Raw genomic sequence first — 12,837 nt, forward strand, 5'->3', positions numbered from 1 at the left:
CATAATAATTTATTATTTAGCTAGCGCAATAAATTGTCGATTATGACTTACATCATCGATTTTTATTCAAGATTTGTCTTCATGGGAGAAGAAGTATGAATTTTAACAGCCCAAAATTTGCGATTCGCTGGGCAACTATCAGTATAATAACAGGCACAATGTTAATAGGGTGCTCGACACCATATCATCCAGCAGCACCAATTAGTAGTGTCCATGATAGTAGCCGCCCGACTAATACTTATCCTGCTGTCAATACTTCATCCAAAAGTACGCCAATACCCTCTTCTCCTAAAAATATTTCTGTTACCAATCAAAATAGTAGTATAAATCAGCCGATATATCAGCCAGTGATGCCAGCACCTAAGACTAATACCGATGGTCGAATAATTTATAACCGAAATTATGATAATATCCAAAAAGGAAGCTATAGTGGTAACACTTACACTGTTAAAAGAGGTGATACCCTGTTTTATATTGCTTGGATAACAGGCAATGATTATCGTGATCTAGCGCAACGTAATAAAATTACAGAACCTTATAGTTTAAATGTTGGACAAGTACTTAATATTGATAATAGTTCTACCGATTCAGAAATAGTGGTTGCTAATCGTACTCCGAATACAAATGTTGATTCTCAGCCAACTAATGCGTATGCTTCATCTGTCAGTGAGCAAAATTCAGGTAAGATGTTACCGAGAGCAACCAAGCCATTAACACCTTCTACGCCGCCTGCGACAACAGCATCTTCGGGCTTAAATAGTAATAGCGTAGTGAATACAGTAGGTAAGTGGCGCTGGCCGGCCGAAGGGAAAGTGATTGAAGTTTTCTCTGATGTACAAGGCGGAAATAAAGGCGTTGATATTGCTGGATCGCGTGGTCAGCCTGTTTTTGCAACTACAGCAGGAAAAGTGGTTTATTCTGGAAATGCATTACGTGGATATGGAAATCTTATAATAATAAAACATAACGATGACTATCTGAGTGCCTATGCTCACAATGATACTATATTAGTTCGTGATCAACAGGAGGTTCAGGCAGGGCAAAAGATTGCCACTATGGGTAGCAGCGGTACAAGTTCGGTAAGATTACATTTTGAAATTCGTTACAAGGGAAAATCAGTAAACCCGTTGCGTTATCTTTCGCAGCGATAACTTGGACAGATTGCTTGTCAATGCTGTCTGCATTATCAAGGGTAGGAGTGACTGATGAGCCAAAATTCGCTAAAAGTTAACGAGTTATATGACGATTTAGACGAAACTAGCATGGATGCGGAAGCTTTCGATGAAAGCTTGCTAAAAGAAGAGGACTTAAATCTAGAGCAAGATGATGATTTAGATTTATTTCAAAATATTAATCAACGTGTTCTAGATGCAACTCAGCTTTATCTTGGTGAGATTGGATATTCACCTCTTCTGACAGCGGAAGAAGAAGTATTTTATGCAAGGCGCGCTTTACGTGGAGATGCAGCATCACGTCAGCGTATGATTGAGAGTAATTTACGTTTGGTTGTAAAAATTTCTCGTCGCTATAGTAATCGTGGTCTTGCCCTACTGGATTTAATTGAAGAAGGCAATCTTGGATTAATTCGGGCGGTTGAAAAATTTGATCCGGAAAAAGGATTTCGTTTTTCAACTTATGCAACATGGTGGATCCGCCAAACTATTGAACGAGCAATTATGAATCAGACGCGAACTATCCGCTTACCGATTCATATCGTTAAAGAGTTAAATGTTTATTTGCGTATTGCAAGAGAATTGGCTCAGAAACTTGATCATGAGCCAAGTGCCGAAGAAATTGCAGAACGCTTAGACAAACCGGTAGATGATGTTAGTCGGATGTTACGACTAAATGAGCGGATTTCTTCTGTTGATACGCCAATTGGCGGTGATTCAGATAAAGCGTTACTTGATGTGTTATCTGATGATAACGATTCAGGGCCAGAAGGAACTATCCAGGCTAACAATATGAAAGAGAGTATTGTTAAATGGTTGTTTGAACTTAATGCAAAACAGCGTGAAGTATTAGCGCGACGCTTTGGTTTATTAGGCTATGAATCGGAAACGTTAGAAGAAGTGGGGCGAGAGATTGGCCTTACTAGAGAGCGTGTTCGTCAGATACAGGTTGAAGGTTTGCGCCGATTGAAAGATATTTTGCATAATCAAGGCCTTAGTATGGAATCTTTATTTAAGACCTAATATCTTTTCAATATCGCTAATATTATTAAGGTGGGAGGAAAACCCACCTTTTTGTTTGTCATCAGGCGGGCACGCCGCTATAAAATTTAAAATCGCTATCCGGCGTTTGGATTAATTCAGCCTCGATGTTAGCAAAATATTGGATCCTTTGCTGAATGTTTTCACTAGAAATAGCTTGCGCTAAAACTAAATAATCTTGATAGTGGCGAAATTCTGATCTGAGTAGTGAAATATAGAATTTAGCTAAGGGTGTTTCGAGATGGGGGCAAGTTTAGCAAAACGCTCGCAAGAGCGCGCTTCGATATAAGAGCTAATGATTAGTTTATCAATTAATGTATTAGGTTTATGATGACAAATATAGCACTGTTGCAAACATGGATAGGGACAGCGCTTCTGTGTAATAACAGAGAATTACATTTAAAAAAGTCTGTTCACCAGATGTACCTCATTTAAGGGATGGCCATAGTAAAAGGGTGCTGCTTGACCTCTATGCGGCGCCCTGATCGCTTTAATTCCTTATATCATCGTGTCAGCAGTCTGCATCGATTTGAAGCCTAAAGTGGCATTGTTATATTTCAGCTTGACATGATCGCATTCGATCACCTTGTTTCTGTGCTTTATCTGTCAGTACTCAACATCTGGCGGGAATTTTCCCACCTGCTTCAGGAATGCCAGAGCACAACCATTTGCAGGCGCTTTGTCCATATTGATAAATTGGGAAAGCTGCTACTTTTTCACTTTATTAAGCATTTTATCTAGAAACCAATATGCCGCTTTGGTATTAGGGTGTGATGAAAGAGTAAAATCAATGGTGTGAACCCTGTTATTGACAGCCCGGAACAGACAGGGTCAGTGACCATTAATCCTCACCTAGGCTTCATCGATATACCATGGAGTGAAACGGGAGGAATTATGTCAGTACCAATGCAGTGGTTTTTCTATCTCAGGGCGTAGTGTTAAACCCAACGATAAAGGGTAGTGGGATCGACACTTAAAGTTGGCGATAACTGATGCCATATTTGCAGTATCAGTGTACCGCCCAAAGGATGATGTCATGGATAAAGTGTCAGTCTTTAAAAACATTCATATTGGGGAGCATTGATTAAGTCGTTAGGAAAGATTATCAGCGCTCTGATCATTGCAACAGTATCGATTTCTCCTTTTAGCGTATCAATATTGCCAATTTTCTTATCAGCAGAATCTTCGAAAGGTTGTAACCATTCTAATAATGTATCACTGCTCTGTTCATCAACGGCATATTTTCGCAACAGCAGCATAGCACTTTGTGCAGCTTTTAGTTCACATAACAGCTGCTCGCATAAAATAATGGCTAAGTTTTCAGGCTGACTTGCTTTGCCTATCCATGCTGTGACGTTTCACAGGCTAAAAAATGGTTAATTGGGTCAAGTAATTTTGCATCATATAACATAACTATTTCACCATCTCTTTTAACCGATAAATCAATTCTAGCGCCTGACGAGGTGTCAATGCGTCAGGATTTAACTCTTCCAATGTCTTAATGGCTGGTGAAATGGTTTTTTCCACTACTTTTGCTAGTTGTGAATTATCAATAGATTTATTCGCTGGCAGTGTTGAGAGCATTTCTAGCTCGATTAATTTCTGTTTTGCTCGTTGAATAACCTTAGCGGGAACACCAGCCAATGAAGCCACGGCTAAACCATAGCTTTTACTGGCAGCACCTTCTTGCACGTTATGCATAAAAGCGATAGTGTCGTCATGCTCTATCGCATCCAGATGGATATTAACCGCCCCTTCCTGTTTGTCTGCCAAATTGGTTAATTCAAAATAATGTGTAGCAAATAGCGTCATAGCTTTAATTTGACTAACCAGATTTTCCGCACAGGCCCAGGCAAGTGAAAGACCATCATAGGTTGAAGTACCGCGACCAATTTCATCCATCAATACTAGACTTTGTTCAGTCGCATTATGCAGGATATTAGCGGTTTCTATCATTTCCACCATAAAAGTTGACCGACCGGCAGCAAGATCATCAGACGCACCAACCCGCGTAAAGATCCGATCAATCGGGCCAATAATCGCTTTTTCGGCTGGCACAAAGCTACCTATATAAGCGAGCAAGGTAATTAATGCTGCTTGACGCATATAAGTACTTTTACCGCCCATATTAGGGCCGGTAATAATCAACAACCGACGTTGTGGCGACAGATCCAATGGATTAGAAATAAATGGCTCACTCAGAACCTGTTCAACAACTGGATGGCGTCCAGCAACAATTTCTATACCAGGTTTCTCAGTCAATATTGGGCAACGATAGTCTAAAGTCTCGGCGCGTTCTGCCAAATTATTGAGTACATCTAATTCAGCTAAAGCTTCGGCGCTAGTTTGTAACGCTGACAGATGGGGTAGTAACAGATCAAATAGTTCTTCATAAAGTTTTTTCTCAATCGCTAATGCTTTACTTTTAGATGTTAACACCTTGTCTTCATATTCTTTCAGCTCAGGGATAATATAGCGTTCGGCATTTTTTAGAGTTTGGCGACGAACATAATGGATAGGTACCCGATGACTCTGTCCGCGACTGACTTGCAGATAATAGCCATGTACCGCATTAAAACCGACTTTTAGACTATCGATGCCTAATTTCTCTTTTTCCCGCAATTCGAGTTTTTCTAAATAATCACTGGCACCATCGGCCAGAGCACGCCATTCATCCAGTTCGCTATGATATCCGGCAGCAATCACGCCCCCATCTCGCACTAACACAGGGGGTGTTTCAACAATGGCTTCTTCTAACAGGGTTTGCAGCGATGCAAAGGAACTAACACGTAACTGCAAGTTTTTTAGATAGGTAAATTCTATCTTATCTAATATCGCGTGAATATCGGCAAATTGTTGGAAAGCGTGACGCATACGAACTAGATCTCGAGGTCGCGCTGAACGGAGTGCTAAACGGGCAAGTATCCGTTCTAAGTCACCGATTTGGCGTAGAAAAGGTTGTAATTCAAAATGATATGCTTGCAATCCTGCTATTGCCTGTTGGCGATTTAATAAGCTATCTAGATTGCGCAATGGAGTGTGTAGCCAACGTTTTAGCATACGGCTACCCATAGGTGTAACACACTGATCCAGTATGGCCGCCACCGTATTCTCATTACCACCCGATAAATTTTGCGTTAATTCAAGATTACGACGCGTCGCTGCATCAAGAATAATGGTCTCTTTTTGCTGCTCCATAGTGATGCTACGAATATGGGGTAACGCCGTACGCTGAGTATCTTTGACATATTGCAGCAAACAACCGGCTGCTCGCAATGCTAATGTTGCTTTTTCAACGCCAAAACCCATTAGATCTTGTGTACCAAATTGCAGATTCAATTGTTGTTTGGCGGTATCTAATTCGAACTCCCACAACGGACGACGACGTAATCCTTTATTATTTTCAAATAGCTCAACATTTGCAAAATTCTCTGGATAGAGTAGTTCTGCCGGGCGGGTTCGTTGTAATTCAGCGCTAATAGTATTGATATCAGCCATTTCACTAATAATAAAACGGCCAGAAGTAATATCTAAAGTGGCATAGCCATAACGATGATCTTGTTGCCAAATCGCGGCTAATAGATTGTCTTGACGCTCTTGTAGTAATGCTTCATCAGTAACGGTTCCTGGCGTTACGATGCGAACAACTTTACGTTCGACCGGGCCTTTGCTGGTAGCGGGATCACCGATTTGTTCACAGATAGCCACCGACTCGCCTAACTGAACTAATTTGGCTAAATAGCTCTCTACGGCATGATGAGGTACACCAGCCATCGGAATCGGTTGCCCGGCCGATTGTCCACGCTTAGTTAATGAAATATCGAGTAATTGTGCAGCTTTCTTGGCATCATCAAAGAATAACTCATAAAAATCACCCATCCGATAAAATAACAAAATATCAGCATGTTGTGCCTTAAGCCGCAAATACTGCTGCATCATTGGGGTATGGGAAGCGAAGTTTTGGCGATTAGTCATAGTTTTTATTTTTAACTCTTTGAGTTGTATTGTTGCCGGTAAGATTTGCTTGCTTAATGCTATTTTAATTAAATTCTAAACAATTTTCTGTATAAGGAATGAATTTTAAAAATGCATTGGCAGCTTGCTAGCTAAATCTACCTACTGATGAAAAATTTGCTTTACTATACTATGGATAAGCAATAACCAGAAGTCACAGGGTTGAAAAATAGTGCTGGAAAAATTAGCTCCAATATAGGATCTATAGCAGATTTATTGACTAAATTGCGAGTGGAGAGGAAAAAACAGCGGTAACGATTTATTAAGTTACATGTCTCACTGGATGAGTACTCAATCATGAGATAACACAGCCCCAAAATTATTCTCTAGGCTGACGGAAAAAAATGACGCCAATAAATGAAATTATTAATGGTCAGAATCTACTCTTTGCTCAAGCTGTTGTTAAGATAGCGAAAGTAAAAACAATTTGTTATGCAATTGGCTTAAGGGCAGTGGCAGCGAGTTAAATTAAGTTCTGCTTATGTTAGCACACTAGATAATAGTTCAAGTTGCGCTCAAACAACCTTCTCGATGGCAGTTTTCTGATTGTTATGACGGATGAATTAGGCAAAGGCCGCCTGACAGAATGTTATAGCAATTAGATTAGATAAGTTTTTTGCGAAAACAGATAACGCGTTCTATTTCATCAAAGCCCCAATTTTGATGCGCTTCATAGGATAGTGTATTGCCAATTTCGGCATCGGAACAGAGTTCATCAAAGCCCTCTGCAATTAGATCGGCGGTTATTTGACTGATCAACGCCTGAGCAATACCTTGTTGACGATATTCAGGCTTCACCCAGATACCCTCCAAAAATGGAACCGGTTGTTTGCTACAACCATTGGCATATTCACGTAGGGATATTTCGGCAAAACCGACCGCCTGATGATTAGCCAACAGAGCAATATATGCTGCATTCTGCTTGTTACTCAATATGTTATCTATGTCATTAAGATGGCTAGCGCGGGCATGTTTGTCCCACAGCTGCACCCGCATAGCTACCCAAACCATGCGATCGGTTTTCTCCATCTTACGGATCATTATTGACATAGCATTTCCTATTTTCTCAGCAGCGGCACCATTATCTTTTTAGCTATATAAGAAATAACATTAAATAATTGGTTACGACAAATTTTAAACGGCTATATTTGCTCTTTATTCGATAACAATATCATTTAATCGTGCCATTTTACTCAATAAATCGGTTTTATTCGATTTATAAAAAGAATAACCGCATATTTATTTTACATCTTGTTTTAGTTAAAATTATTTAACATTAATTATGACAGGGATGATAATGAAAAAGTTAGTTTTAGCTTTAATTACAATGGGAATGATGAGTGGTTGTGCAACGATAGTGGGTGATAAAACTCAGCGCATACAGATTGATAGCAATCCGTCTGGTGCTGAATTTTCTGTCAAAGATGAAAAGGGCACAATCATTGCTCAAGGAAGAACGCCTCAGGGAATTACATTAGAAAAATCTGAGGGTAGTTATTTTGGTAAAAAGAGTTATGAAATTACTTTGACCAAGGAAGGATTAAAACCGGTTACCTTACCGTTAAAAGCGAGTGCTAATGGGTGGTATGTTGCTGGTAATCTATTCTTTGGTGGATTAATAGGTTGGTTAATTGTCGATCCATTTAATGGTGGTATGTATACACTTCATCCGAAAACCATTAATGCTACTTTATCGGACATATAATTACAGCTATTAGCTATAAAATGATAATTTAAGCCCGCTAGTGGGCTTATTTTATTTTGGTAGAACTGTTTTTAATTAATAGTATTAACCGTTATTTGCTATAAATACTATTTCGCTATTATTAAAATTTATTGGTTTGTCGCATTAATCATTATTACATTTTTATCTTTAACTACCAGAGCAGCTTATTTTGTTATTGAGCAAATTTAATTGCTATTAATGCGACAAAACCGGTTAATTTTAGGATGTTTTTTTGAATTTCTCTTCAAAGAAAGCGCGGGCATCTACAGCATTTGCCTGCGATAAATTGTTATGAATAATTTTGTCGGCATAATAAGCGCTAAAGCGTCCGCAATCATTACCATTTAACAAAGATTGATCGCCATGATATTCGGTAGTGATAACAAAATCTTCAGCTAAATCTAGTCCTTCAGCTGCTTGTAACTGTTCAGTTAAATGCGCCGCGCCACTGTAAAAAGTATCAAGTAAACCGCCTTTAGAATCATGGATTTTGGCTGATTGGATTTTACCGGCATTCATATCCACTTCGAGTAACACAAAATGACCGCGAGTACTCAAGCCAAATTGATTGCTTTGCGCAATTGGAATTAAGGCTTTTACTTGCTGGTGGGGATAAGCATTTTTGATTTCATGCAGCGTCTGGGCAGCAGAACGGCCACCGGATAGTTGACTTTTTGTTTCGCTTGCATTGGTTAAATCATGGCAGGCAGAAGAGACAATATAAGTCGTGTTGTCTATTTGCTTGCTGCGATAACCCGTTTGCGCTACACCGCCATTATAAAAAGGTGCTTCATGTTGCCATTGATTGCTTTTGCTAAAGATATCATCCAAAGCAGAATTTAATTTTGAGGGTGTTAGTTTCTCACCGAAAGTTCCGGTTAAATAATTGAAAAAATTACGCATCCAGGAACAAAAACCGGACTTTTCTGGTGAAGGTGGGTGTCTAAACTCAGTTGGCATGCTGGGTTCAGCAACAGAAATATTATCCCAATCACTAGATAGATTGGGATGAGTGTTTGAGATTATGGTCATAATTTTAACTCCTTAATAAGTAATAGGATAAGTATTTCATCTTAACGCTATTTCAAAGCATCAGTAATTTATCTCATAGCCGCGATAAGTTTGCGCTTCTACAATAATTTTCCCAATAAAACTTATTTATGACTATCAGGATTAAACCTTATTATTATGAAAATCTTTTATTGTTTGCCGTTATCGACAATGCGGCTTTTATACTATTTAATACTAAAAATAATTAGCGATTAATATATAACAGTTAATTAATCTAATTTTGTTATAAAAATATCAATTAAATAAGATAAAAAATAAAAACCGCATTAAATAGTATTTTTTATTCCGTTATTGACCAAAATTAAAAAAAATAAATATTTTTTTTAAAAAACATTACGACAAGATATGTAATGCTATTGGTTATTAAATAAATATTAACCGATGATAAATTCTGCTAAAGCATAACTTAACGAGACTGTTAATGCTTTTTACTCAACGGCAAATAAGTTAGTTATCGATGGTGAAGAAGTAAAGGAACAATTTTATGGCCAGCTATGGAGTTTTAGAAACGGTCGGTGGCGTATCAATCAATGATTTTACTGTAATTAATCAGGCGGCTCAACTAACGGATAGATCAGTAGATGAACTTGATAAAATAATTGAAAGATTTAATAAATATAATCAATCAATACTAGTTGTATCCCTTGCCGGAAAGATCAGCAATATAGCCGATTTTCAATTTGACAAAATTGAAAGCGATTGCCGGTTAAGGAAGGCTGGTTTCCAAGGCAAACAGGCAAGTGGGGCAGTAAATTTTTCTGGTGCAGTCTTATTTAGTCGCTGTAAAGACAAAATGTTTGCTACTGAATATTCAAATATCAATAATCCTAACATAAAAAACTATCTATCAGATTTAAAGACTGAGCTACAAAACTGCGAAGATTGTGATCGAATGGTTGAATTAGAACAAGAGATAGAGGATACGAATCAGTACATTAACTCAAGAAAAGTGGATTTTTCTTTCGGTTTTATTATTGATCCAAACTCAATCACTATACAGAATGCCTTTCCAAGTCAACATAACACAATTAATCGTTTGCATGATAAAATTGAAATCATTGAAGGTAAAGCCTATAGCAGCGGTATTACAGAATCAGATATGTTTAGAGATAAGCATTACCAAGTTAATGAAAAAGGAGTGTTGATCCCGAGAAGTAAACCGCAAGAGGATATTGAAGCTGTCAAGAAACATATTGAAAAAGGAAGATTGGCCGATGCAAATCATTTGAATAACCCCCAGGTTCATTATGATAAGAAATTAAGTGAAATCTTGTTCTTACCTAACGCGGATTATCGCCAATCAATCACTGCTGGATATATTGATCTCGCCAGTGGATTCGAAAACTGTTCAAAAGTTGATATCAATAACTATCTATTTGAAAATTCAGAACAAATAATTTTCTTTAAAAATAAAATGGCAGAAAAACCGCTATGTTTAATTTTCAATAACGAAAGTGGTGGCAGAGAAATAGCAAAAATTAATTTCGCGGATGGTATTCTATCTGTGGTTTGGTAGAGTCGTAAGAGCAGATCTGAATAAAGTTGTGTTATTAAAGTTTATTTTACTTAGCTAATAAGTTAAATAATTCCATGCTGGCTATAGATATGAATTTTGTTCAAAAAAGAGTGAGATGAAATTGAAATAGCTGGGTTTGCTAAACATTACCTTGGTGAATGCGCATTTTCATTGAGGATAACTAAGGTGTTTTTTGGGTGTAATAAAAAGAGGATTAAACTTAGACAAGTATTTTTTTGATCCATAAATAGATGATTGCTAACAATGTTGTTAGTAGAGAAACGCTTAATACAATAATAAAGCCTATCACTTCGCCTTCAAAAGGCACTTTAACATTCATTCCCCAAAAACTAGCAAAGATCATCGGTATAGTTAATAGTATGGTAATGGTTGCCAGAAACTTAAGAAATTTATTTTGATTATTGGCTACCATTGAAGCAACCGTATTCATCATATCGGTAATTATTTTTGAGTAGGTTACGACCACTTCAATTGACTGCTTATTTTCAGTGTATACATCATCTAATAACTCCTCATCGATTTCAGCAAAATAAGAAATTTTATCATAAGCACTGTCTTTTATTTTAATAATTCGCATAACAGCCAGATCATTGGAATGTAATGACATGGAAAAAAAGACCAAACTTCGTTGTAAATCCATTATGCTGATAACATCTTCATTTTTCGTGCTAGTTAATAATTCAATTTCTAACCTTTCAAATTTACTGATAATTAATTTTGTGATGATATTAAATTCACTCGCAATGCCATACATTAAAGCCAGCAATATATTTATGCCAGACATATTTTCACAGTCAATAGTCTCGATAAATTTCAAGGCATTCACTTTATCATATGAAATAATAGTCATATTTTTTTTAGTTAAAAAAATACAAATTGGGCTAATTGAGAATGCGTTATCACCGATTTTTATTGGCGAATTTATAACAGCAAAAATAAAATTACCCCTTAAATCAATTCTCGCTCTCTCTTTATTAGCTAATGCTTTGTTTATAGTTTGTGTCGAGATAGCGGTTTTTTTTGCTAGCGATGCAATATCTTGTTCGGTTGGATTTGCAATATGAATATAGCCATCATTATAATATAATGTCTTCGCCGTATCAGGGTTTTTATTATCCAAATGATAATTAGCCATAAACAATTAATCACTTTCATATCTTAATATTTTATTATGTAATTATTACTCACAATATTGAGTTTATCCATGTGTGTTTTGCAGGTGAGTCTGCTCAATATTATTTCCCAGTACTCACTGGCTAAGCGTTGCCAATTATCTTTGCAAAAGATCTAATGGCTGAAAAGCTATTCCCAAGGTGTTATAAAAAAATAATAGTAATATCACAAATTAGTTATAATCTTAGTACTAGTAGGTAGATTTAATGAATTAACTTATCGATTGTTGGCGAGAAAATCTCTCTAGCAAAAATAGCTAATAATATAGACACTTATAATGCAAGACGATAAATAAAATCGAGTTAATGGGGTTGATATGAAAGAGTTAACAGCAGGCTTTTCTAGAGCTAACCATGTTGGCATTACTGTCAGTAATTTGGCTAAATCTATTGCTTTCTATGAAACTTTAACCGGTACTAAAGCGGTAAACGTTGATGAGATAAGTGGCAAGAGAATGGCGCAGACGCAAGGTTTAGATAATATCCGAATTAAGTTTGCTAATTTTCAACTTGATAATTTGAATATCGATATTCTGGAATATGTGGTACCTGAACCGACCCAAGCTTCTTATTCCAATAACCAAATTAGCGCCATGCATCTTTGTTTCGAAGTTGATGACCTAGATGCTGCGATTAAGCGAATGAAATCGATAGGTATTGAGCCTGATGGAGAGCCCATATTTTTTATGCCAGAAGATGGATTAAAATCAGGCTTTGGTACAGGCGTTGCCTACTTCCGTGATCCTGACGGTACTAATTTAGAAATTATTGCGCCTAAAGGGCCATTTGTGCGTAAAACATAATATTAAGCGAGACATTGTGGCGGTTAGTCGTTTCATTCCATGCTTTCGCTCCACGATCGTTCATTCATTAGCCTTTGAACCGATTGGTTATTTCAGCACGGGTAACTGGGTAAATTTAATCACTGATTGTCTGTTTATACCACTTTCAAGCATCTAGCGGGCTAACGACACTGATTTCAAGGGTTGCAGAATTTGCACGTAATTTGCTCAATCAACAAGTAAAATCAGTGCTTGCCGTAGCTAAAGATTTGGCATCTGATTGAAATATATGCATAGCAGATAATATTGTCCGTTTCTCAAA

Annotated in this window: 11 protein-coding genes and 3 pseudogenes; 6 read left to right on the forward strand and 8 right to left on the reverse strand. The window is 37.3% G+C overall.

The features are described from left to right. The first annotated feature begins 95 nt into the window (after positions 1–95). Both nlpD and rpoS read left to right on the forward strand, forming a co-directional pair. Positions 96–1,151: a murein hydrolase activator NlpD gene (gene nlpD / locus QE177_RS02825; protein WP_280551234.1), complete on the forward strand. Its 1,056-nt coding sequence runs from the start codon at positions 96–98 to the stop codon at positions 1,149–1,151. Between the two features lie 54 nt (positions 1,152–1,205). Then, positions 1,206–2,195, forward strand: coding sequence for an RNA polymerase sigma factor RpoS (gene rpoS, locus QE177_RS02830; RefSeq protein ID WP_280551235.1), 990 nt, complete (start codon positions 1,206–1,208; stop codon positions 2,193–2,195). Positions 2,196–2,256: 61 nt separating this feature from the next. On the opposite strand, the pseudogene miaE reads toward rpoS, so the two are convergent. From miaE to mutS, 5 genes and pseudogenes are all read right to left on the reverse strand, one after another. Continuing rightward, positions 2,257–2,555 (reverse strand): annotated as a pseudogene (gene miaE / locus QE177_RS02835) (tRNA isopentenyl-2-thiomethyl-A-37 hydroxylase MiaE); the annotation flags it as partial. Between the two features lie 57 nt (positions 2,556–2,612). Continuing rightward, positions 2,613–3,255 (reverse strand): annotated as a pseudogene (locus QE177_RS02840) (IS6 family transposase). 13 nt (positions 3,256–3,268) lie between these two features. Then, positions 3,269–3,472 carry a hypothetical protein gene (locus QE177_RS02845; RefSeq protein ID WP_348519920.1) on the reverse strand — a complete coding sequence of 68 codons (204 nt, stop codon included), beginning with the start codon at positions 3,470–3,472 and terminating at the stop codon, positions 3,269–3,271. Beyond that, positions 3,473–3,556 (reverse strand): annotated as a pseudogene (locus tag QE177_RS15700) (tRNA-(ms[2]io[6]A)-hydroxylase); the annotation flags it as partial. A gap of 70 nt (positions 3,557–3,626) precedes the next feature. Beyond that, positions 3,627–6,188, reverse strand: a complete 2,562-nt coding sequence (gene mutS / locus QE177_RS02850) for a DNA mismatch repair protein MutS (RefSeq protein ID WP_280551236.1) — start codon at positions 6,186–6,188, stop codon at positions 3,627–3,629. A gap of 383 nt (positions 6,189–6,571) precedes the next feature. On the opposite strand from mutS, the gene QE177_RS02855 reads away from it, so the two are divergent. After that, positions 6,572–6,694: a hypothetical protein gene (locus QE177_RS02855; protein ID WP_280551237.1), complete on the forward strand. Its 123-nt coding sequence runs from the start codon at positions 6,572–6,574 to the stop codon at positions 6,692–6,694. A gap of 136 nt (positions 6,695–6,830) precedes the next feature. Here the strand turns inward: QE177_RS02855 and aac(6') are convergent, their stop codons facing one another. Next, positions 6,831–7,277: an aminoglycoside 6'-N-acetyltransferase gene (aac(6'), locus tag QE177_RS02860; protein WP_280551238.1), complete on the reverse strand. Its 447-nt coding sequence runs from the start codon at positions 7,275–7,277 to the stop codon at positions 6,831–6,833. Positions 7,278–7,524: 247 nt separating this feature from the next. On the opposite strand from aac(6'), the gene QE177_RS02865 reads away from it, so the two are divergent. Further along, positions 7,525–7,932, forward strand: coding sequence for a hypothetical protein (locus QE177_RS02865; protein WP_280551239.1), 408 nt, complete (start codon positions 7,525–7,527; stop codon positions 7,930–7,932). Positions 7,933–8,172: 240 nt separating this feature from the next. Here the strand turns inward: QE177_RS02865 and QE177_RS02870 are convergent, their stop codons facing one another. Beyond that, positions 8,173–8,985 (reverse strand): hypothetical protein, encoded by an 813-nt coding sequence (locus QE177_RS02870; protein ID WP_280551240.1) that lies wholly within the window; start codon positions 8,983–8,985, stop codon positions 8,173–8,175. Between the two features lie 523 nt (positions 8,986–9,508). On the opposite strand from QE177_RS02870, the gene QE177_RS02875 reads away from it, so the two are divergent. Then, positions 9,509–10,540 carry a hypothetical protein gene (locus QE177_RS02875; RefSeq protein WP_280551241.1) on the forward strand — a complete coding sequence of 344 codons (1,032 nt, stop codon included), beginning with the start codon at positions 9,509–9,511 and terminating at the stop codon, positions 10,538–10,540. A gap of 220 nt (positions 10,541–10,760) precedes the next feature. Here the strand turns inward: QE177_RS02875 and QE177_RS02880 are convergent, their stop codons facing one another. Further along, complete coding sequence (locus QE177_RS02880) at positions 10,761–11,696, reverse strand: magnesium transporter CorA family protein (RefSeq protein WP_280551242.1); 936 nt, start codon at positions 11,694–11,696, stop codon at positions 10,761–10,763. 354 nt (positions 11,697–12,050) lie between these two features. Here QE177_RS02880 and QE177_RS02885 point away from each other — a divergent pair, with 354 nt between their 5' ends. Next, positions 12,051–12,536 (forward strand): VOC family protein, encoded by a 486-nt coding sequence (locus QE177_RS02885; protein WP_280551243.1) that lies wholly within the window; start codon positions 12,051–12,053, stop codon positions 12,534–12,536. The last annotated feature ends 301 nt before the right edge of the window (positions 12,537–12,837 follow it).

The sequence above is a fragment of the Arsenophonus sp. aPb genome (assembly GCF_029873475.1).
Lineage (GTDB): Bacteria > Pseudomonadota > Gammaproteobacteria > Enterobacterales > Enterobacteriaceae > Arsenophonus.

Coding starts and splice junctions, on each gene's coding strand:
- nlpD (WP_280551234.1), top strand. CDS start 96: ATGAATTTTAACAGCCCAAAATTTGCGATTCGCTGGGCAACTATCAGT.
- rpoS (WP_280551235.1), top strand. CDS start 1,206: ATGAGCCAAAATTCGCTAAAAGTTAACGAGTTATATGACGATTTAGAC.
- QE177_RS02845 (WP_348519920.1), bottom strand. CDS start 3,472: ATGCTGCTGTTGCGAAAATATGCCGTTGATGAACAGAGCAGTGATACA.
- mutS (WP_280551236.1), bottom strand. CDS start 6,188: ATGACTAATCGCCAAAACTTCGCTTCCCATACCCCAATGATGCAGCAG.
- QE177_RS02855 (WP_280551237.1), top strand. CDS start 6,572: ATGACGCCAATAAATGAAATTATTAATGGTCAGAATCTACTCTTTGCT.
- QE177_RS02865 (WP_280551239.1), top strand. CDS start 7,525: ATGAAAAAGTTAGTTTTAGCTTTAATTACAATGGGAATGATGAGTGGT.
- QE177_RS02870 (WP_280551240.1), bottom strand. CDS start 8,985: ATGACCATAATCTCAAACACTCATCCCAATCTATCTAGTGATTGGGAT.
- QE177_RS02875 (WP_280551241.1), top strand. CDS start 9,509: ATGGCCAGCTATGGAGTTTTAGAAACGGTCGGTGGCGTATCAATCAAT.
- QE177_RS02880 (WP_280551242.1), bottom strand. CDS start 11,696: ATGGCTAATTATCATTTGGATAATAAAAACCCTGATACGGCGAAGACA.
- QE177_RS02885 (WP_280551243.1), top strand. CDS start 12,051: ATGAAAGAGTTAACAGCAGGCTTTTCTAGAGCTAACCATGTTGGCATT.